Origin of the sequence: Musicola keenii (assembly GCF_014855505.1) — a bacterium.
GTDB classification, from domain to species: Bacteria; Pseudomonadota; Gammaproteobacteria; order Enterobacterales; family Enterobacteriaceae; genus Musicola; species Musicola paradisiaca.
Genome location: NZ_JAAWVW010000005.1, coordinates 188706 through 209476 on the forward strand (window position 1 = coordinate 188706; position 20771 = coordinate 209476).

General features: G+C 56.3%; 18 protein-coding genes. 13 read left to right on the forward strand and 5 right to left on the reverse strand.

Going from position 1 to position 20771, the window contains the following annotated elements:
- Nucleotides 1-165: 165 nt before the first annotated feature.
- Entirely contained in the window at nt 166-2193 is a 2028-nt protein-coding gene (gene mnmC / locus HEP82_RS07315; RefSeq protein WP_192457481.1) for a bifunctional tRNA (5-methylaminomethyl-2-thiouridine)(34)-methyltransferase MnmD/FAD-dependent 5-carboxymethylaminomethyl-2-thiouridine(34) oxidoreductase MnmC, read from the reverse strand.
- A 155-nt stretch (nt 2194-2348) separates the two neighbouring features.
- Here mnmC and fabB point away from each other — a divergent pair, with 155 nt between their 5' ends.
- Complete coding sequence (gene fabB, locus HEP82_RS07320; RefSeq protein WP_192457482.1) at nt 2349-3566, forward strand: beta-ketoacyl-ACP synthase I; 1218 nt, start codon at nt 2349-2351, stop codon at nt 3564-3566.
- A 104-nt stretch (nt 3567-3670) separates the two neighbouring features.
- Here the strand turns inward: fabB and flk are convergent, their stop codons facing one another.
- The 4 genes from flk to HEP82_RS07340 form a co-directional block, all read right to left on the reverse strand.
- On the reverse strand, nt 3671-4897 hold the full coding sequence (flk, locus tag HEP82_RS07325; protein WP_192457483.1) for a flagella biosynthesis regulator Flk: 1227 nt from the start codon (nt 4895-4897) through the stop codon (nt 3671-3673).
- A gap of 183 nt (nt 4898-5080) precedes the next feature.
- Entirely contained in the window at nt 5081-6574 is a 1494-nt protein-coding gene (locus tag HEP82_RS07330) for a tripartite tricarboxylate transporter permease (RefSeq protein ID WP_192457484.1), read from the reverse strand.
- A gap of 15 nt (nt 6575-6589) precedes the next feature.
- Nucleotides 6590-7018 (reverse strand): tripartite tricarboxylate transporter TctB family protein, encoded by a 429-nt coding sequence (locus tag HEP82_RS07335; protein WP_192457485.1) that lies wholly within the window; start codon nt 7016-7018, stop codon nt 6590-6592.
- Between the two features lie 10 nt (nt 7019-7028).
- Nucleotides 7029-8000 (reverse strand): Bug family tripartite tricarboxylate transporter substrate binding protein, encoded by a 972-nt coding sequence (locus HEP82_RS07340; RefSeq protein WP_192457486.1) that lies wholly within the window; start codon nt 7998-8000, stop codon nt 7029-7031.
- Nucleotides 8001-8198: 198 nt separating this feature from the next.
- On the opposite strand from HEP82_RS07340, the gene tctD reads away from it, so the two are divergent.
- The 12 genes from tctD to HEP82_RS07400 all read left to right on the forward strand — a co-directional run bounded on the left by tctD (nt 8199) and on the right by HEP82_RS07400 (nt 20589).
- Nucleotides 8199-8873, forward strand: a complete 675-nt coding sequence (gene tctD, locus HEP82_RS07345; protein WP_192457556.1) for a transcriptional regulator TctD — start codon at nt 8199-8201, stop codon at nt 8871-8873.
- A complete protein-coding gene (locus tag HEP82_RS07350; RefSeq protein WP_192457487.1) occupies nt 8860-10260 on the forward strand; it encodes a sensor histidine kinase in 1401 nt (466 codons plus the stop codon). The genes tctD and HEP82_RS07350 overlap by 14 nt, the downstream gene beginning before the upstream one ends.
- A 129-nt stretch (nt 10261-10389) precedes the next feature.
- A complete protein-coding gene (gene pdxB / locus HEP82_RS07355; RefSeq protein WP_192457488.1) occupies nt 10390-11526 on the forward strand; it encodes a 4-phosphoerythronate dehydrogenase PdxB in 1137 nt (378 codons plus the stop codon).
- A gap of 80 nt (nt 11527-11606) precedes the next feature.
- On the forward strand, nt 11607-12617 hold the full coding sequence (locus HEP82_RS07360) for an aspartate-semialdehyde dehydrogenase (RefSeq protein WP_192457489.1): 1011 nt from the start codon (nt 11607-11609) through the stop codon (nt 12615-12617).
- A complete protein-coding gene (gene truA, locus HEP82_RS07365) occupies nt 12617-13444 on the forward strand; it encodes a tRNA pseudouridine(38-40) synthase TruA (protein WP_192457490.1) in 828 nt (275 codons plus the stop codon). Before HEP82_RS07360 ends, truA begins: the two co-directional genes overlap by 1 nt.
- Before the next feature lie 29 nt (nt 13445-13473).
- Nucleotides 13474-14172, forward strand: a complete 699-nt coding sequence (locus HEP82_RS07370; RefSeq protein ID WP_225622368.1) for a DedA family protein — start codon at nt 13474-13476, stop codon at nt 14170-14172.
- Between the two features lie 270 nt (nt 14173-14442).
- Nucleotides 14443-15348 (forward strand): acetyl-CoA carboxylase, carboxyltransferase subunit beta, encoded by a 906-nt coding sequence (accD, locus tag HEP82_RS07375; RefSeq protein ID WP_015854257.1) that lies wholly within the window; start codon nt 14443-14445, stop codon nt 15346-15348.
- A gap of 74 nt (nt 15349-15422) precedes the next feature.
- The gene (gene folC, locus HEP82_RS07380) at nt 15423-16691 is read left to right on the forward strand and encodes a bifunctional tetrahydrofolate synthase/dihydrofolate synthase (RefSeq protein WP_192457491.1); all 1269 of its coding nucleotides are present in this window, start codon (nt 15423-15425) and stop codon (nt 16689-16691) included.
- Nucleotides 16681-17508 carry a cell division protein DedD gene (gene dedD / locus HEP82_RS07385; protein ID WP_192457492.1) on the forward strand — a complete coding sequence of 276 codons (828 nt, stop codon included), beginning with the start codon at nt 16681-16683 and terminating at the stop codon, nt 17506-17508. Before folC ends, dedD begins: the two co-directional genes overlap by 11 nt.
- 318 nt (nt 17509-17826) lie before the next feature.
- Entirely contained in the window at nt 17827-18318 is a 492-nt protein-coding gene (gene cvpA / locus HEP82_RS07390) for a colicin V production protein (RefSeq protein WP_192457493.1), read from the forward strand.
- Between the two features lie 30 nt (nt 18319-18348).
- Nucleotides 18349-19866 carry an amidophosphoribosyltransferase gene (gene purF, locus HEP82_RS07395; protein WP_192457494.1) on the forward strand — a complete coding sequence of 506 codons (1518 nt, stop codon included), beginning with the start codon at nt 18349-18351 and terminating at the stop codon, nt 19864-19866.
- Between the two features lie 144 nt (nt 19867-20010).
- Nucleotides 20011-20589, forward strand: a complete 579-nt coding sequence (locus tag HEP82_RS07400; RefSeq protein ID WP_192457495.1) for a UbiX family flavin prenyltransferase — start codon at nt 20011-20013, stop codon at nt 20587-20589.
- Nucleotides 20590-20771: the final 182 nt, after the last annotated feature.

The following is a 20771-nucleotide window of genomic DNA, read 5'->3' on the forward strand; positions in this document are numbered from 1 at the left end:
TCAGTAATTATCCGAAATACGCATGCTGTGTATGAGGATAAGTTTTATCAGTGATTATTTATCGGCTGGGGGTTATAGGGTGGGGCTGGTAGCGTCATTGATCAGGCGCAGGCTGTCTGTCCCGCCAGGGTGATGACAGCCTGCTTACGTTGCTGGCGATGAATGTTATCTAACGTGCGGATTTTTGCCTTTCAGCAATTTTCGCACCCAAAAACGGTGCGGATGCAATGCCGCCAGCGTGTCTTTATCCAGCGGCAGCGGTTCGCCAACGATCTGCGACGCCAGCAATTCCGCCGCTAGCGGTGCGGAACACAACCCGCGGGAACCCAGTGCGCCGATCATGAACAACCCGTCATGCACCGGCGCCGGGGGAATGTCTGTGTCATCGGCCAATTGCTGCGCCAAATCCTGATAGTTGATCAGCGTGCGTTCATAATCCGGCACCGCGCCAACCAGCGGCAGGTGATCGCGGATGGCGCAACGCACACCGCTGCGCGCCTGAGCGTCGCTGATATCGACGCTCTGCGTCCACTGGCTATCGGGCAGGCAATCGATCAGCCGCTGCCGGTTTTGCCGCTGGTCGTCGTCCCGATAGTCGGTACGTGTATCGCCGCGATGGTAGCTGGCGCCGATGCAATGGCGCTGGTGCGCCGGGCTGACCGGGGTGAGATAGCCGTCGTAACACAGCACCTGACGCAGCGCACCCAGTTCTTCCCCGGTCGGAACGTGGCTGACCTGGCCGCTTACGGCATACACCGGCACGTTTTGGGTTTGCGGCCAGTCGGCAAGCTGGTGGCCGTTGGCCAGAATCACCACGGCGTGCTCCGGCTGACGCCCATCGTCAAGACCGAGGCGCCAGCCCTTATCGGTTTGCTCCAGCGAATTGACCGTGGTTGCCATTTCCGCCTGCAGCCCTTGTCGTTTCGCCAGCTCCAGCGCTGAGACAGTTAATTCGGCGGGGCACAGCCAGCCGCCCTGTGGGTAGGTCAGGCCCCGGGTGGTCAGCTGAACGCCGGTGCGCACCGTCATAGCGGTTGCATCGCCAGCCTGAACCAGTTCCTGGGGCCAGTCGCCCTGCACTATCTGGTCGATTTTACGCGCGCTTTTCTCGTCGTAGGCAAGCTGGCTGACGCCGCACCAGTCGTGTTCAAACGCTGCGCCGGTCGCCGCCAGCGCGTCATAGCAACGGCGGGCATGTCCGAACGCCAGTGCGAAAAAGCGGGACAGTGCGTCCTGCTTGTCGTTCAGCAAGGGATAGAGCGCGCCCTGACGATTGCCGGAAGCACCGGTTCCCACCTGGAGATCGGCGCAGTAAAGGGTGACGCGCGCTCCGCGCCGCAACAACGCCAGTGCGCTCAGTACGGACGCCACACCGCCGCCGATGATGGCGATATCGTCGGTGCGGGCGGCGGCAGGGCGGGTATACCACGGCGTGTCATCCGGCGTGGGGATCGCCGCCGGCAGCGTACCGCTCAGCATCTCTCGCTTCTGGCCGAATCCTTTGATTTTACTCACGTTGAAACCGGCCTGCTGCAATCCGCGCCGTACAAAACCCGCCGCAGTGAAGGTGGCGAACGTGCCCCCGGCCCGGCACAGACGGGCCATAGCGCTGAACAGATTGTCCGTCCACATGTCCGGATTTTTGGACGGCGCGAAACCATCCAAAAACCAGGCATCGATGCGGTTCGTCAGGCTGTCGCTCAGTTGCGGTAGCAGATCGTTCACATCGCCGAACCACAAATCCAGCGTGATGCGGCCTTGCGCCAGAATCAGCCGGTGGCAACCCGGTATGGCGCTCGGCCATTGCTGTTGTAATGCCTGTGCATAAGACGCCAGTTCCGGCCAGCGTTGATGGGCGGCGATCAGGTCGGCTTGGCGCAGCGGAAATTTTTCAAAGCTGATGAAATGCAGACGTTGCAACCCGGCGTTGGGCTGCTGTTGATGAAACTGCGCGAACGCCTGCCACAGTGTCAGAAAATTCAGCCCGGTGCCGAAGCCGGTTTCCGCCACGGTGAACAGCGCCTCGGTATGCCGGGCGAAGCGTAGCGGAAGGCCGTTACCCTGTAGAAAGACGTAGCGGGTCTCCGCCAGACCGTCCTGATTGGAAAAATAGACGTCATCAAACTGTTGCGATACAGGTGTACCCTGAGCATTCCAACTCAGGTCGGCGTGCCGAATGGGGGGAGTGGTCACGGCAAATACTCATTATTCAAGCGGTGGCGCGATTTTAACGGCCAGCATGATAAGTCGCAAATTTGGGAAAAGTTCGTCTGATCGGACTTGTTCAGCTTACATCTGTAAGCTAGAGTGCTGTGCTAAATCCGAACACTAAGTGGAAGAGGTATTGAATGAAACGTGCGGTGATTACTGGTCTGGGTATCCTGTCCAGCATTGGTAATAACAAAGAGGAAGTGCTGGCCTCCCTGCGTGAGGGCCGTTCAGGCATTACTTTCTCCGAGGAACTGAAAGAATCCGGCATGCGTAGCCACGTGTGGGGCAATGTCAAGCTGGATACGGCCGGGCTGATCGAGCGTAAAGTTGTACGTTTCATGAGCGACGCTTCCATTTACGCTTATCTGAGCATGCAAGAAGCCATCAAGGATTCTGGCCTGTCGGAAGAGCAATATCAGCACAATCCGCGTGTCGGTTTGATCGCCGGTTCCGGTGGTTCTGCTCGTTCTCAGGTGTTTGGCGCTGATGCTATGCGCAGCCCGCGTGGTCTGAAAGCCGTTGGCCCCTACGTCGTGACCAAAGCCATGGGCTCTGCGGTTTCCGCCTGTCTGGCCACGCCGTTCAAAATTCAGGGCGTGAATTACTCCATCAGCTCCGCGTGCTCCACTTCTGCACATTGTATTGGTAATGCGGTTGAGCAGATTCAGATGGGCAAGCAGGACATCGTTTTCGCCGGCGGCGGCGAAGAGCTGTGCTGGGAGCTGGCGTGCGAGTTCGACGCGATGGGTGCGCTGTCCACGAAATACAACGAAACGCCTGATCGCGCTTCCCGTACCTATGACGCTGATCGCGACGGTTTCGTGATCGCCGGCGGCGGCGGGATGGTGGTGGTGGAAGATCTGGAGCATGCGCTGGCGCGCGGCGCGCACATTTATGCCGAAGTGGTGGGCTACGGTGCGACGTCCGACGGCGCCGACATGGTGGCACCATCCGGCGAAGGCGCAGTACGTTGCATGAAGCAGGCGCTGCAGGGTGTGGATACGCCGATCGATTACATCAACACGCACGGCACCTCAACGCCGGTTGGCGATGTGAAGGAACTGTGGGCAATTCGCCAAGTGTTCGGCGACAAGATTCCGCCGATTTCTGCCACCAAGGCGATGACTGGCCACTCGCTGGGCGCTGCCGGGGTACAGGAAGCGATCTACAGTTTGTTGATGCTGGAACACGGTTTTATCGCACCGAGCATCAATATCGACACGCTGGATGAACAGGCTCAGAACATGAACATCGTCACTGAGACCACCGAGCGTAAGCTTACGACGGTAATGTCCAACGGCTTCGGTTTCGGCGGCACCAACGCGGTGCTGGTGATGCGCAAATATCAGCAGTAATTCCTTTATGCCAGCATACCGGGGCGCTACCCCGGTATGTTCCCTGGTCTCGTCAGTTCTGTTTATTGTTCCCGATGGCATTGATTCCCGGCCATCAGACCACCTTATAGCAGTATCCACAACAGCAACACCGCCACCAGTGTCAGGATCAACGCCAGCCCCAGCGGTCGGTTGAAGAGCGGTCGCCAATCCGGCGGCAGGGCGAGAATAAGCGGATTGATGATCGGCTGAACGGGGACGGCGCTGCTTTCCTGCAACTGTTGCAAACGACGTCGATACAGAAAGGTGACGACCTCGCTGGCCTGAGTGGGGGTCAGCGGCGTTTGCGGCGCGGCGTTGAAACTGGTGCGCACAAAGTCCTGCAACAGTGATTGTTCCTGATGATCGGCGGGCTGCTTCAATGTGGTTAGTAAGGACAGCAACGTGGAGGTGGTGTGTTGCTGCAACAGCGCGGTCTGGGTTTGCAGGTATTGGCTCAGCGTCTGAAAATGCTGGGCCGGGATGGGTTGGCCGACGTCCAGTTTTTGCATTTCCAGCATCGTGCGCCAGACCTGTGCCGACGTCTCGCCGCTCAGCGCCACCAGCCGGGCGACCAGCTGATTCAGGCTGTTGTGTTCCGCTGCGGACAGCGGCCGCCCCGTCAGCAGCGCGATACCGGGCGATGAACCCAGCAGATTGGCCGTGGTGGCGAGCTGATTGGGCGTCAATGATGATGTCGCGAGCGGGCCTGATGAGGTTGGCGGCGATGGCTGCCCGCCGGAGGGTGTCGGCATCCCCGGCTGTGGCAGTGCTGGGGGCTGGGGTGTCGCGACGGCTGTATTTGGGGACAACGTGCCGCTTTGCAACACATTGACCACCTGTTGTAACTGGGATGGCGTCAGCGAACCCAGCGTAGTATGCCCGAACTGCTGTCGGATAAAGTTACTGACCGCCTGACGGTTATTGCCCTGTTGCAGCAAGCTAGTCACTTGCTGCAACAATTGTCGGGTTTGCTGGGCGTCCTGTGCCGTCGCCAGCCGCGCCTGCAGAATCTGCGTGGCGGCGGTGAACTGGCTGGAGAGCAAATCGGCATTACCGCTCACTCCCAGGGAATAACGCAGCCCGGCCCAGACTTCGGCGGATTTCGCTCCGCTCTGGCCGGTTATCTGATTGACCAGTTTTTCCAGCACGGTGCGTTGCGCCGATGTTAGCGGTGTATCGCCGGTTGTCGAGGCGTCGCTGGTGGTCAACGCCGCGGTTTTCAGCGAGGCCATATCCGCTTTTAATGATGCGGCATCAACATTGTTGTTTCCTGACAATGAGGTATTGCCGGAATTGCTGACCGGTTGCATGGCTCACTCCTTACTGAACGCGGATGACGTGTCAGACGGTGACAGTCACGCCATCATAGCAATGGCGTTGTTTTACCGATAGTCGACACGACATGTCGTTTTGCGATGGCAAACGACGATGGCGAGGGACGGTCAGGCGAGTCTCTGGGAGGATACGCTTCGCCGTAGCGAAGCGCAGGAGGATCAGGCGCGGCGTCGGCGCCAGTATTTCATCAGCAGCGGCGCTGACAAGACCAGAACGGAGAGTATTAACAGGAACTTACTGATATTTCCTTCCCAGAGAATCGATAGATGGCCATTACTGATGGAGAGGGCGCGCCGCAGGTTCTGCTCCAGCATTTCACCGAGTACGAAGCCGAGAATCAGTGGCGACATGGGAAAATGCATTTTTCGCAGGATATAACCGAAAACGCCCAGCCCAACCATCAGCAGCAGATCAAAGGTGGTGCTGTGAACCGCATACACGCCGACAGCTGAGATAGCAGTGATAACCGGAACCAGTATCCACATGGGAATGGCGAGCATGCGGGTAAACACGCCGATCAGCGGTAAGTTAAGCAGTAACAGCATCAGGTTGCCGATGAGCAAGGCGGCAATTAACCCCCAGACGATATCCGGTTGTTCGGTAAACATGGCGGGGCCAGGGGTAATGTTGTAGAGCGTGAGCGCGCCAACCATAACCGCAGTTGTACCGGAACCGGGGATCCCGAGCGTTAACATCGGGATGAAAGAGCCGCAGGCTGAAGCATTATTGGCGGCTTCCGGCGCGGCGACGCCGCGAATTTCTCCTTTTCCAAACGCCTCGCTGTTGCCGCTGAGTTTTTTCTCCGTCATCCATGCCATTGCACTGGCGATAGTGGCGCCGGCGCCGGGAAGAATACCGACGAAAAAACCTAATAGCGACGAGCGCAGCGTAGTGCCGAGGCACTGCAACCCTTCCTGCGTATTAAACAACATGCGTCCTGTTTTTTTTATGACGTTTTGCCCGCTACTGGTGTTTTCCAGCATCAGCAAGATTTCGCTGACGGAGAACAACCCGATAACGACGACGACAAACTGGATACCATCGGAAAGGTGGATAATGTCGAATGTAAATCGATAGACGCCGGTGTTGGCATCGACGCCGACGGTTGCCATGGCGAGCCCGATCAGCGCGGCGAGGAAGGACTTCAGCGGATTTTGGCTCATCATGCTGCCAAGGCAGGCGATGGCGAAAACCATCAGTGCGAAATATTCCGCCGGGCCGAAGGCGAGAGACCAGTTAGCCAGCAGCGGTGCGAATAGAATAATGCCCAGAATCGCGATGCTGGAGCCGATGAACGAACTGACGGCGGAGATGGATAACGCCACGCCGGCTTTCCCCTGTTGCGCCATGGGGTAGCCATCGAGTGCGGTCATGATGGCGCCTGCATCGCCCGGAACGTTCAGCAAGATGGAGGAAATGCGGCCGCCGTATTCGCAACCGAGATAAACCGTTGCCAGTAGGATCAATGCGGAATCAGCCGGCAGTTTCAGCGCAAAGGCCAGCGGCATCAGGATGGCAACGCCGTTAATCGGGCCTAAACCGGGCAGGAGACCAACAACGGTACCAATAAAACAGCCGATTAAGGCGATGGTCAGATTTCCCGGCGTCATGGCGACGGAAAATCCTTGCATGAGAAAAGACCAGGTTTCCATATTTCTCTCCTGAGATTACCACCATGAACCGATAGGGAGCGTGACGTCCAATAGCCGATCGAAGGCATAGAACATCGTGACCCCCATGATCGCGCCGGACAGCGCCGCGGCCCACCAGACTGCGCCGAATAACATACCCATTCCGCATGCCAGCAGGGCTGTCGATAAAGGAAACCCTAAAGACTCAAACAACAACGCATACAGGCTGATCATCAGAATCATCAGTAGCAACCGTTTGGCGACGATAGCCTGCGGCCAGGTAATGACGTCCGGTTTACGCAGCAACATCAGCATGGCGCACCATGCCATCAGTGTCAGAATGGCCAGGGGAAATGGCCGGGGGCCGACAGGTTCATAGCTGTATTCGCTGCGGATCTCCCAGCCGATAAACAAGCCGAAGACGCACAGGATTAACCCGATACCGGCAAACAGGCGATCGCTCATGGGACGCTCCTTATTTCGCCAACCCGAATGCTTTAGCCTGTTCGCGATACTCGCTAACTTGCTTTTTCACGTAGGCATCAAGCTCCTTGCCGGTCATGTTAAATTCAAACAACCCGCGCATATCGCGCTGTTTCTTGAATTCATCCGTCGCCGCGAGTTTTTTGAAGGTTTCTTCCCACCAGGCATAACTTTCGTCGCTGACTTTCGGGCCCAGATAAAAGCCGCGAATGACTGGCCATGTCAGGTCGTATCCTTGTTCTTTGGCGGTGGGAACATCAGCGAGCACGCCCGGTAAACGGTGGTCGGCGAAGACGGCCAGTACCCTGATTTTGCCGCTTTGCAGGTGGGGCACCATCTCACTCATATCACCGGAAAGCACATGGACATGGCCGCCGAGCATGGCGGTCAGTGGTTCTCCGCCGCCTTCGAAAGCGACATAGCGCATTTTCTCGGGGGTAATGTTGGCGTGTCGGGCCAGCATGGCGGCCTTCATCCAATCCTGGCTGCCAACAGACGCGCCGGCCCCCACGACTACGCGATCCGGGTCTTGCTGCATGGCGGTGAGGAGATCGTTGAGGGTTTTATAGGGTGAATCGCTACGCACGGCGATCGCACCGTAATCAGTGCCGACAGCGGCCAGCCATTTCACATCTTCAACGTTATAGCGACCGAATTTCCCTTGCGCCAGATTGAGCAACGAGCCGCCGGAGAAGGCGACCACAGTGCCCGCTTCGCTGGGGCGCTGTGCAATGATGGCGTTATAAGCCACGGCGCCAACGCCGCCGGGCATATAGGTGACGCGCATCGGGCTGTCGATCGCGTGTGTTTCCTGTAGCGATATTTGTAACAGTTTGCAGGTTAAGTCGAAGCCGCCGCCAGGTTTGGCGGGGGCGATACACTCTGTACGCGACGGTGTTGATGCCTGGGTAACGGGAGCGCAGAAAAGCAATCCACAGAGGAGCAAAGGCAGTTTTTTATGCATAGGACTTTTCCCTTCTTATTGGGGGGGTAAGAGGCTGTTATTGTTTTTTGTTGCCGAATTGTTATTTGCGTAACCTTTCAGTTTCCTTTCGGTTGCGAAAAATGTACGAAGGATGTGATTCAGGTCGCTTAAAAAATGGCCTTACGCTGGAGAGAATGGGCTTGATTGGCCCTAACGATGGATAACGAGACAACGGCGATGCGACTATTACTGGTTGAAGATCATGATGAACTGGCCCATTGGCTGGAGAAAGCGCTTAGCGAGTCCGGCTTTGCTGTGGATCGTGCCGGCGATGGCATGACGGCGGAGCAGTTGCTGCAGCTCGAGACCTATACGCTGATGGTGCTTGATGTCTCGTTACCGAAAATGGATGGTTTTTCTGTGCTGGCGCGTTTACGAAAGCGGGGTCAAAACCTGCCGGTCTTGTTGTTGACGGCGCGTACTGACGTCGCGGATCGGGTGCGGGGGTTGAATCTGGGGGCGGATGACTATCTGGCCAAGCCGTTCGATGTGGCTGAACTGGAAGCCCGACTACGAGCCTTATTGCGACGTAGTCAGGGGTTAGCGCAGTCGATCCAGCATTTTGGCGACTTGAGCTGGCATGATGAGGGGTATTTTTTGCTGTGGGGGAAACCGCTGGCATTGACGCCGCGAGAGCAGGCTGTGCTGCATACCTTGATGCAACGACGAGGGCGGCCGGTGTTGCGTCAGTATCTGTATGAACAGGTTTTTACGTTTTTGGATGACGTCAGTATCGATAGTCTGGATCTGTATGTTCATCGGGTGCGGAAAAAACTGGCTGGCAGTAATGTGGCGATCGTCACCCTGAGGGGGTTGGGGTATAGCCTGGAGTGCGAACATGCCAAAGGTTGATTCGCTGCGCGGGCAGTTGGTGATGTATTTGGGGCTGCCGATGGTGATGTTATGGGCAGTGTCGGTCTGGACGCATTACGACAGCGCCAGAGATGCGGCAACCCATGCTTATGACCGCACACTGTTGGCATCGGCACGCACGGTTGCAGAACGGCTGACGGTACGCGATGGACGGCTGGCCGTGGACGTTCCCTGGGTGGCGCTCGACAGTTTCGAGCGGAATATGAATGACCCGTTGTACTATCAAGTAGTTACGCCGCAAGGCGAAACTCTTTCCGGGTATGACGATTTACCCGCGGTACCGCAAAACACACCATTATCTCGGAGCTATCCGGCGTTGGTGCGTTTCTATGATGCCCGATATCTCGGCAATGATATTCGTGTCGCCGCGCTCTGGCAGCCGATCAATGAGGCGGGTATCGAAGGTATGGCGTTGATTCTGGTGGCAGAGCGCCTCTCGTCCCGTCAGTCGTTTGCTCAACGCTTGCTGATGACCGCGCTGATTAGCCAGAGTCTGCTGGTTTCGCTTGCGTTGTTGATGGTGGTGGTTTTGTTACGACAATTACTGCGGCCGTTACGTCAGCTTTCAAGCCTGATGCTGCGCCGGGAACCTGGCGATCTGACGCCGCTTCCACCACTATTGCGTTGGGCGGAAATGCAGCCGTTGATGGTGGCATTCAATCGCTATATCGAGCGGCTCAACAGAATGATTCAGCGGCAAGAGCGTTTTGGTGCTGATGCGGCGCATCAGTTGCGTACCCCGCTTGCCGTGCTGAAAACGCAGGTTGACGTTGCGCTGAAGAGTAAACAGCCTGCGCGTTGGCACGATAGTCTTGCGGGTATGCGGGTTACGTTGGAAAAGACCATCAACCTGACTGAACGGCTACTACAACTGTCGCGCTTACGCGCACAGGAGAAGCCGGAACTGGCGCAACAGTCTGTGGATTTGGCGGACATCGCGCGGGATGTTTGCTTTTCCCGATTGTCTGCGGCGCGCAGTAAGCGGATCGACCTGGGTTATGAAGGTGAGGAGCGTTGCCTGACCTGCGGCGACCCTGTGCTGTTGGCTGAACTGTGTGCGAATCTGCTCGATAATGCGGTGAAATATACACCGGATGGCGGAACGATCACGATCCGCGTCGCTAAAGGGGTATTGGATGTGGAAGACAGCGGGCCAGGTATTCCGCTGGCCGAACGCACTACCGCCATGATGCCGTTTCACCGGCTGGACGGGCACAGCGATTTGGCAGGCTCGGGGTTGGGATTGGCGTTGGTCAGGGATATCGCTCACTGGCATCACGCGCAGTTACAATTGCTGGAAAGCCAGTCCTTGGGGGGATTGTGTGCGCGCGTTACCTTCGTACCCCGATGTTCGGATGGCGGATAATCGACACGGGTAGCGGCTGACCGTTGTGTGGTTGATGTCAGCGCTGGCTGGTTTATGGCAGAATAACCGCCTTCCTTTTTTTACCGCCGTGCGTGCGGCGGTCGCTCGTGGTTTATCAGGAAAGCCAACGTGAAAATCCTTGTTGATGAAAATATGCCTTACGCGCAGGCGCTGTTCAGCCGCCTGGGCAATGTGACGGCGGTGCCCGGCCGTCCGATCCCGGTAGCCGCTCTCAACGATGCCGATGCGCTGATGGTGCGATCCGTCACCAAAGTGAATGCGTCGCTACTGGCGGGACACGCGATCCGTTTTGTCGGCACCGCCACCGCCGGTACCGATCATGTCGATGAGGATTATCTGAGAGAGCAAGGGATCGCTTTTTCCGCCGCACCGGGATGCAATGCGATTGCGGTGGTGGAGTATGTCTTTTCAGCGTTGCTGATGCTGGCGGAGCGGGATGGTTTCACTCTGACCGACCGTACTGTGGGTATCATCGGGGTGGGAAATGTCGGCTCTCGCCTCAATGAGCGGCTGCGAGCGCTGGGCGTGCGCACGGTGTTGTGCGATCCGCCGCGTGCCGATCGCGGTGATTCTGGCCCGTTCTTATCGCTGGATGAGGTGGTCGAACAGGCCGATGTGCTGACGTTCCATACGCCGCTGTTTCGCGATGGGCCTTACCAAACCTGGCACAGCGTTGATGAGGCGTTGCTTGAGCGTTTGCGTGACGGGACTATTCTGATCAACGCCTGCCGCGGCCCGGTGGTGGATAACCAGGCGTTGCTTAGCGTATTACAGCAGGGTAAGAAGATCAGCGTCGTGCTGGATGTCTGGGAACCGGAACCGGCGTTGTCCACGGCGTTGCTGGCGCGGGTAGATATCGGTACGGCGCATATCGCCGGCTACACGCTAGAGGGGAAGGCGCGCGGTACGACGCAGGTATTTGAGGCCTGGAGCCAATTCATCGGGCAACCTCAGCAGGTTGCGCTGACGGAACTGCTGCCGGCGCCGGAAATCTCCACCGTGACGCTGGATGCGCCGTTGGACGAGCGGCAGCTAAAACGTCTGGTGCATCTGGTGTATGATGTGCGCCGCGACGATGCATTATTGCGTCAGGTCGCTGACGTTGACGGTGGTTTCGATCGTCTGCGCAAGCATTATCAGGAGCGGCGTGAATGGTCGTCGTTACATGTCGTTTGTCACGATCGCGACAGCGCCGAGCGCCTGAACAAATTGGGATTTATCGCCTCCGTCATGCCCGGTCGCTGATTGTCCTAACCCATACCTATTATCCGGGCGGTGATATCACCGCCCGTCGTGTTTTATTCAATAAGTGGGGGAGAAACCACATGTCCAATGGTTGGAATGTTGCGCTGCTCGGGGCGACCGGCGCTGTCGGCGCGGCGTTGCTGGAACTGTTGCAGGAGCGCGGGTTTCCCGTGGGAGAGCTGTATCCGCTGGCCAGCGAACGCAGCGCAGGCGAGAGTCTGCGTTTTAATGGACGTTCGTTGCAGGTGACGGATGCCGCGGATTTTGACTGGTCGACGGCTGAGATCGCGTTTTTTGTAGCCGGCGCCGAGGCTAGCGCCCGCTATGCGGAAGAAGCGGGTAACGCGGGATGTCTGGTTATCGACAGTAGCGACTGTTTCGCGCTGTCTCCTGATGTCCCGTTGGTCGTGCCGGGGGTGAATTCCCATACGCTGGCGGATTATCGCAATCGTAATATCGTGGCTGTGGCGGATAGTTTGACCAGCCAGTTGCTGCGCGCCATCAAGCCCTTGACCGATCAGGCCGGGCTGTCGCGCCTGCATGTCACTTGCCTGCTGTCGGTTTCCGCGCACGGCAAGGCGGCGGTGGACGATTTGGCCGGGCAGAGCGCGCGCCTGCTCAATGGTATTCCTGTTGAACCCGGTCTGTTTGCCAAACAGCTGGCGTTCAACCTGTTGCCGCTGTTGTCGGATGACGAAGGCAGTGTGCGCGAAGAACGCCGGCTGGTGGAGCAGGTGCGTAAAGTGTTGCAGGATGAAGGCCTGCCGATTTCGGTGAGTTGCGTACAGTCTCCGGTATTTTACGGCCACGCTCAGGTGGTGCATCTGGACGCGCTGCGTCCGCTGTCGGCTGAAGAAGCACGAGAGACGTTGGAGCAGGTTCAGGATGTGAATCTGAGCGACGATAACGACTATCCCACACCGGTTGAGGATGCATCTGACACTGTTCAACTCAGCATTGGGTGCCTGCGTAATGACTATGGTATGCCTGAATTGCTGCAGTTCTGGTCGGTTGCGGACAACATCCGTTTCGGCGGGGCATTGATGGCGGTTGAAACCGCCGAACAGCTGATCGCGGAGTATCTGGGGTAATGATGGTGCAGCAGGAAAGCCCCGGCGGCGCGCCGTTGAAAATCGCCCTTGGGATTGAATATGACGGCAGCCGTTATTATGGCTGGCAAAGGCAGGCTGAAGTCGAAAGTGTTCAGGAATGCCTGGAAAAAGCATTGTCCAACGTCGCCAATGAACCCATTAGCGTATTTTGCGCGGGTAGAACCGACGCCGGCGTGCATGCCACCGGTCAGGTGGTGCATTTCACTACCGGTGCGGTGCGCAAGGATGCGGCGTGGACCATGGGGGTTAATGCCCATCTGCCTTCGGATATTGCGGTACGCTGGGTGACAACGGTTGATGAGGCGTTTCATGCTCGCTTCAGTGCGACAGCGCGTCGTTACCGTTATGTCATTTATAACCACCGCTACCGCCCGGCAATACTGTCGCACGGCGTCACGCACTATCATCTGCCGCTGGATGCGGCGCGAATGGAGCGCGCCGGCCAATGTCTGTTAGGAGAAAACGACTTTACCTCGTTTCGGGCGGTACAATGCCAGTCGCGTACGCCATGGCGTAACGTAAAGCATTTAAAGGTGACGTGTCACGGTGCCTATATTGTGGTAGACATCAAGGCCAATGCGTTTGTACACCATATGGTGCGCAATATTGTCGGCAGCTTAATGGAGGTGGGGTGCGGCAATCAGCCTGAAGGTTGGATCGCCGAACTGTTGGCGGCTAAAGACCGGACGTTGGCGGCGGCGACCGCCAGAGCGGATGGCCTTTACTTGGTGGCGGTGGATTATCCGGAGCAGTTCGCCATACCTGAGGCTCCGCTGGGGCCGTTGTTTTTGTCCAATGGCGTGTGACGACGGGGCAGGAGCCGGACTGACGGGAGATGACTATTGTGGTTGAGTTAGTGCAGTTTATTCAGTTTGTTATCGATTTTATCCTGCATATTGATGTGCATCTGGCGGAGTTGGTTGCGCAGTATGGTGTGTGGATATATGCCATATTGTTTCTGATTCTGTTTTGCGAAACGGGGCTGGTGGTTACGCCGTTTCTGCCGGGCGATTCGTTGTTGTTTGTTGCCGGTGCGCTGGCGGCGTTGCCGTCGAATGCGTTGGATGTCCACTTTATGGTGGTTGTGATGGTGGTTGCCGCGGTGCTTGGTGATGCGGTGAACTACACCATCGGTCGTTTGTTTGGCGAAAAACTGTTCCGTAATCCCGATTCGAAGATTTTCCGCCGCAGTTATTTGGACAAGACCCACCAGTTCTATCACCGCCATGGCGGAAAGACGATAATTCTGGCGCGATTCGTCCCGATTGTGAGAACATTTGCGCCGTTTGTTGCTGGTATGGGGCATATGCGTTACCGCCACTTCGCGCTTTATAACATTGCAGGCGCGTTGCTGTGGGTTCTGCTATTTACCTATGCCGGCTATTTCTTTGGCGATTTGCCAGTAGTGCAAAGTAATCTTAAGTTATTGATTGTTGCTATTATTTTCATCTCTACCCTACCGGGTGTCATTGAAATCTGGCGTCATAAGCGCGCACAGGCGCGGCAGAATAAGGTGAGAATCTCCCGCGATTGAAGTGGGATGCGGAAGGTCATTCGCGCAGGAGTATCCTGGAGGATTCACGCCTGAACCCCGGTTTGACCAGTTTTTTATCCACACATCCGCAACGTTATGGTTTAATGAGCAGCATTTACGGCTGTGGGCGACACAACAGCCTAAATGCTAATGTCGTATCCCTGACCGGTCGGGGATGTGGGCATCGCTTTATCGGCGGCGTTGCCAGGGAATGGTTAACGCATAAAGCAGCGTACTGGCCAGTGCCAGGTTCAAGCAGAAAGGTTATCAATGAGCTGGATTGAACGAATTCTTAATAAAAGTAATATCACGCCAACCCGTAAGGCGAACATTCCCGAAGGGGTCTGGACTAAATGTGATAGCTGCGGTCAGGTGCTTTACCGCGCCGAGCTGGAACGCAATCTGGAAGTCTGCCCGAAGTGCGATCATCACATGCGCCTTTCCGCGCGGGCGCGACTGCAGGCGTTTCTCGATAGTGACGGCATGGTGGAGTTGGGCAGTGAGCTGGAGCCGAAAGACGTACTGAAATTCAGAGACTCCAAAAAGTATAAAGATCGCATCAGCGCAGCCCAGAAGCAGTCGAGTGAAAAAGATGCGCTGGTGGTCATGAAAGGCACGTTATACGACATGCCTGTTGTCGCAGCCTCTTTCGAATTTGCATTTATGGGCGGTTCCATGGCTTCCGTGGTTGGTGCTCGTTTTGTGCGCGCGGTCGAGCAGGCACTGGAAGATAATTGCCCGCTGGTCTGCTTTTCCGCCAGCGGCGGCGCCCGTATGCAGGAAGCATTGATGTCGTTGATGCAAATGGCGAAAACCAGTGCGGCGCTGGCGAAACTGCGCGAACGCGGCCTGCCGTATATTTCAGTGCTGACTGACCCGACGATGGGCGGCGTATCCGCCAGTCTGGCAATGTTGGGTGATTTGAATATCGCGGAACCCAAGGCGTTGATTGGTTTTGCCGGCCCGCGTGTGATTGAACAAACCGTGCGTGAAAAATTACCGGCAGGCTTCCAGCGCAGCGAGTTTCTGCTGGAGAAAGGCGCGATCGACATGATCGTTCGTCGCTCGGAAATGCGGTTCAAGCTGGCGTCTATCCTCGCCAAACTGACCAATCAACCGGAGCCGCTGGAGCCTATCACCGAACGTATCACGGCTTCTTCTGAAAGTGATGCCTGATCTCTTATGGTGGGGATATCATCGTGATATTCTCACCATATCAACGCACCGTAAGTCGTCAGTGAACGGGACTCATGGACAATCTTCAAATACCTCAAGCCACGTCGCCTTTGGCCGCGTGGCTTCACTATCTTGAGCATTTGCACGGTCAACCTATCGATCTGGGGCTGGAGCGGGTCAAACAGGTTGCGGAGCATCTCCAACTGTTGCAGCCAGCCCCCAGGATTTTTACCGTTGCGGGCACCAATGGGAAGGGAACTACCTGCTGTACGTTGGCCGCTATTCTGATGGCGGCTGGCATGCGGGTCGGCGTTTATAGCTCGCCGCATCTGTTGCGTTATACCGAGCGCGTGCGTATCCAGGGGCAGGAACTGCCGGAATCACTGCATTGCCAGGCCTTTGCCGATATCGAAGCCGGTCGTAACGGTATTTCGCTGACCTATTTTGAATTTGGCACATTGGCGGCGTTGCAATTGTTCAAACAGGCCCGACTGGATGTGGTTATCCTCGAGGTTGGGCTGGGCGGGCGGCTTGACGCGACCAATATCGTTGATGCGGATGTAGCGGTAGTTACCAGCATCGCTCTGGATCATACCGACTGGCTGGGGAATTCCCGCGAAAGCATCGGCCGTGAAAAAGCGGGGATCTTTCGTGCAGGCAAACCCGCGGTGGTGGGCGAACCGGATATGCCGGATTCGATAGCCGCCGTGGCCGCCGATAAGGGTGCGTTGCTGTTTCGGCGTGGTGCAGACTGGTCGTTTGACGTGCAGAAGGATGCGTGGCGCTGGCAGTGCGGCGATAAACACATCGCGGGATTGCCCATGCCGTCAGTCCCCTTGCCTAACGCAGCGACTGCGTTGGCGGCGTTGCAGGTTTCGGGGCTGGATATCGACGAAGACATTATCCGTCTGGGATTGCGGAGCGCCACTTTGCCGGGGCGTTTTCAGATTGTGCGCGAAAAACCGTTGTTGATTCTGGATGTTGCGCATAATCCCCATGCTGCAGGCTATCTGGCATCCCGTCTCAACGCATTGCCGCGTTATGGACGAGTTCGCATCGTGATCGGCATGCTGGCGGACAAGGATATTCCGGGTACGCTGGCGTACCTGAAGCCGTTGGCGGATGACTGGTACTGTGCGCCGCTGGAAGGTTCACGAGGCGCTGGCGTAGAACAACTGGCTTGCCATTTGGCTGGCTGCGGGCAATATGCGGATGTCGCATCCGCCTGGCGGCAGGCGATGCAGGACGCCGGGCCGCAGGATATCGTGGTGGTTTGCGGTTCTTTCCATACGGTGGCGCATGTGATGGAAGCGTTGGAGGGGAGCGTAACGCATGGCGAGTAAATTCCAGAATCGCCTGGTAGGTACGGTGGTGCTGGTGGCGCTGGGGGTGATCGTGTTGCCCGGTCTGCTGGATGGCAAGAAAAAGCACTATGAGGATACCTTCGCCGCTATTCCTCTGGTGCCAAAACCGGGGGATACACTGGAGTCGGAGTCGATCCCACCGATTACGCAGTCGTTATCGGCTCAACCCCCGGAAGGCGCGGCGGCTGCGATGCAGGATAAAAATGGCTCGCAGGAGGATAAGGCTGAACCCGCTACTGAGTCGCCGGCAAGTCGTGTAACGGCTCAGCCCGTCCAACGCTCAACCCCGCCAGCGTCTCCTCCGATCGTGACCGAGCGACAGACCGTCACACAGTTGGCTCCGCCCGCCATGAAGGCTCAGCCCGTAAAGCCCGAGGCAAAGACAAAGCCGGAGGTGAAAGTGGAAACGCGCAATAAGCCTGAACTGAAGTCGCCTGAGGTGAAAACCGAAGCGCGTCAGCTTGAAGCAAAGAGCGTCGAAAAACCGGCTGACAATAAAACGACCGCCAGAGCGGTGGAAAAACCGATGCCAGTTCAGGAGCAGGCGCCTGCCGGGCAGGCATTTGTCGTGCAGTTGGGCGCGTTGAAGAATGCGGATAAGGTGAACGAAGTCGTCGCTAAGCTGCGCTTGTCGGGATATCGCGCGTATACGGTACCGTCTATGCCGGTGGCCGGGCAAATTACCCGTATTTATGTCGGCCCGGATGCGTCTAAGCAAAAATTGGAGTCGTCGCTTGGGGAACTACAGCAGATCAGCGGCTTGAGTGGTCAGGTCAGAGCCTATAGCGCACGCTGATCATCGGTGTTGTATTGAAGGGTAGGGGAGCATAGCGACCTTACCCTTTGTGTTTGGGCCGGTGGGATTGAGGGGGCGGAAATGGCGGTGCGTCCCGGCGACATCAACGGATATATACTGGGCATTCGTCTGTTATGGCGACAACGGAAACGGTTGCCTGTTATCTATATGGCGTGGCAGGCGTTTTTTTATTTATTCGCCTATCGAAAAAATCGGCGGGAAATACGCTACGCAAACGTTTTCTTTTTCTGTTAAAATGCGCCGCGAACAGAATGACCGGCGTATACCGATGTTCATCGTTCATTATTGGGATAGTTCATGGTTTGGGTTGATTACGTCATTATCGGTATTATCGGATTCTCGGCTCTGGTCAGTCTTATCCGGGGGTTTATCCGTGAAGCGCTGTCGCTGGTGACTTGGGGATGCGCATTTTTTATCGCCAGCCACTACTACGCCTATCTCGCGGTTTATTTCACGCGATTTGATGATGAACTGATACGTAACGGTGTCGCTATCGCCATTCTGTTTATTGCGACGTTGATTGTGGGTGCTATCGTCAATTATGTGCTCGGTTCACTGGTTGAACGTACTGGGCTGTCAGGCACCGACCGCGTACTGGGCATCTGCTTCGGTGCGTTGCGCGGCGTGCTGATTGTTTCCGCGCTGCTGTTCTTTCTGGACACCTTTACCGGATTTTCCCAGAGCGCTGACTGGAAGCAATCCCAGCTGATCCCGCTATTCAGTGACATCATTAGATGGTTCTTCAACTATCTGCAAAGCACGTCGAGTTTCTTGCCGCGGCATATCTAGCCGCGGTGGCGCTGATGAGGAAAAGACAACATGTGCGGTATTGTCGGTATCGCCGGTTTTACGCCGGTAAACCAGTCGATTTATGACGCGTTAACGGTGCTGCAGCACCGTGGGCAGGATGCCGCAGGCATCGTCACCATTAATGCTTCCAACTGCTTTCGCCTGCGTAAAGCAAACGGTTTGGTGAAGGATGTTTTTGAAGCTCGGCACATGCAGCGTTTGCAGGGCAATATGGGGATCGGTCATGTGCGTTACCCTACCGCTGGCAGTTCCAGTGCCTCAGAGGCGCAGCCTTTCTATGTTAATTCCCCGTTTGGGATCACTCTGGCTCACAATGGCAACCTGACCAACGCCCATGAACTGCGTAAAAAGCTGTTTGAAGAAGGTCGTCGTCACGTTAACACCACATCGGATTCCGAAATTCTGTTGAATGTGTTCGCCAAAGAGCTGGATCGTTTCCACCACTACCCGCTACTGGCGGAGGACGTGTTTTCTGCGGTTGCTGCGACGCATCAGCAGATCCGCGGCGCTTATGCCTGTGTGGGTATGATTATTGGCCACGGTATGGTCGCTTTCCGCGATCCGAATGGGATTCGTCCGTTGGTGATCGGCAAACGCAATTTGGCGGATGGGCGCAGTGAATACATGGTGGCGTCGGAAAGCGTAGCGCTTGATACGCTGGGGTTTGAGTTTTTGCGGGATGTCGCACCCGGCGAAGCTATCTATATTACCGAGCAGGGGCAGTTGTTTACTCGTCAATGCGCGGAGAATCCCAAAAGTCATCCTTGCCTGTTCGAATATGTCTATTTTGCTCGCCCGGACTCGTTCATCGATAAGATTTCGGTTTACAGCGCTCGTGTCCGCATGGGGCATAAGCTGGGTGAAAAGATTGCGCGTCAGTGGGAAGATCTGGATATCGACGTGGTGATCCCGATTCCGGAAACCTCCTGCGATATCGCACTGGAAATTGCCCGTATTATCAATAAGCCGTACCGTCAGGGGTTCGTGAAGAACCGTTATGTCGGCCGCACCTTTATCATGCCGGGACAGCAGACACGGATTAAGTCGGTACGTCGTAAATTGAATGCTAACCGTGCTGAATTCCGCGGCAAAAACGTACTGTTGGTGGATGACTCTATTGTGCGCGGCACCACGTCGCAACAGATTGTCGAGATGGCGCGAGAGGCGGGTGCCAAGCAGGTGTATCTGGCCTCTGCCGCGCCGGAGATTCGTTTCCCGAATGTGTACGGCATCGACATGCCGAGTGCCAATGAACTGATTGCCCATGGGCGTGAAGTCGAAGAAATTCGCCAGATCATTGGTGCTGATGCACTGATCTTCCAGGATCTTGACGACCTGATCGAAGCGGTACGCGAGGATAATCCGGATATTACCCAGTTTGAATGTTCCGTATTCAATGGCGTGTATGTGACCAAGGATGTCGATCAGGGGTATCTTGATTATTTGGAAGCGCTGCGCAATGACGATGCGCAAGCAATGCGCAGCCAGAATGAAGTCGAGGATTTGGAACTGCACAACGAAGGGTGATGCCGACGACGTGTTGGTTTCATACCAGGGGGAGCGCAGTGCGCTCCCCTTTGCTATGGTAGTTATTGTCAACTCAGGGTGTATGCGCGACCAAGTCAGTGCATTTTTGCTCCCTGCCGGCGGTAGGGGGTTCAGGAGACGTGAATGAAGCGACTGATTGTCGGTATTTCAGGAGCCAGCGGAGCTATCTACGGGGTTCGGTTGCTCCAGGTGCTGCAACCGTTGGAGACGGTAGAAACACACTTGGTGATCAGTCAGGCGGCCCGGCAAACGCTGGCGTTGGAGACGGATTTCAGCTTGCGAGACGTACAGGCAATGGCGGATGTGGTACATGACCAGCGGGATATCGCCGCCAACATATCTTCCGGTTCCTTCAAGACGGACAGCATGGTGATTTTGCCTTGCTCCATCAAAACGTTGTCGGGGATTGTCCATAGTTATACGGATAGTCTGCTGACGCGCGCGGCGGATGTGATGCTGAAAGAACGCCGGCCGTTGGTGCTTTGTGTGCGTGAGACGCCGCTGCATCTTGGGCATTTACGGCTGATGAATGCCGCAGCGGAAATGGGCGCTATCATCATGCCGCCGGTTCCTGCTTTTTATCATCGCCCACAAACTGTGCAGGAGATCGTCGATCAGACAGTGAATCGCGTCCTGGATCAGGTGCATATCGCGCTTCCTGAAGATCTGTTCACTCGCTGGCAGGGTGGGGTAACTGGTTAAAGCGGAAGGCAAAAATATTGTCTAACGGCGATGAAGTAAAAACATCCCCTCTGAGGGATTGCATTATTTTGTGGCGTTGCTTTTTTTTGGTGCATGTCGTTGCATTGTTGTTGTGCATTAATATGGCGTCACGTTTGTCCGCGCTGTTTTCCCGGAACCTCCCTCTTTTGCTAATCAGTTGA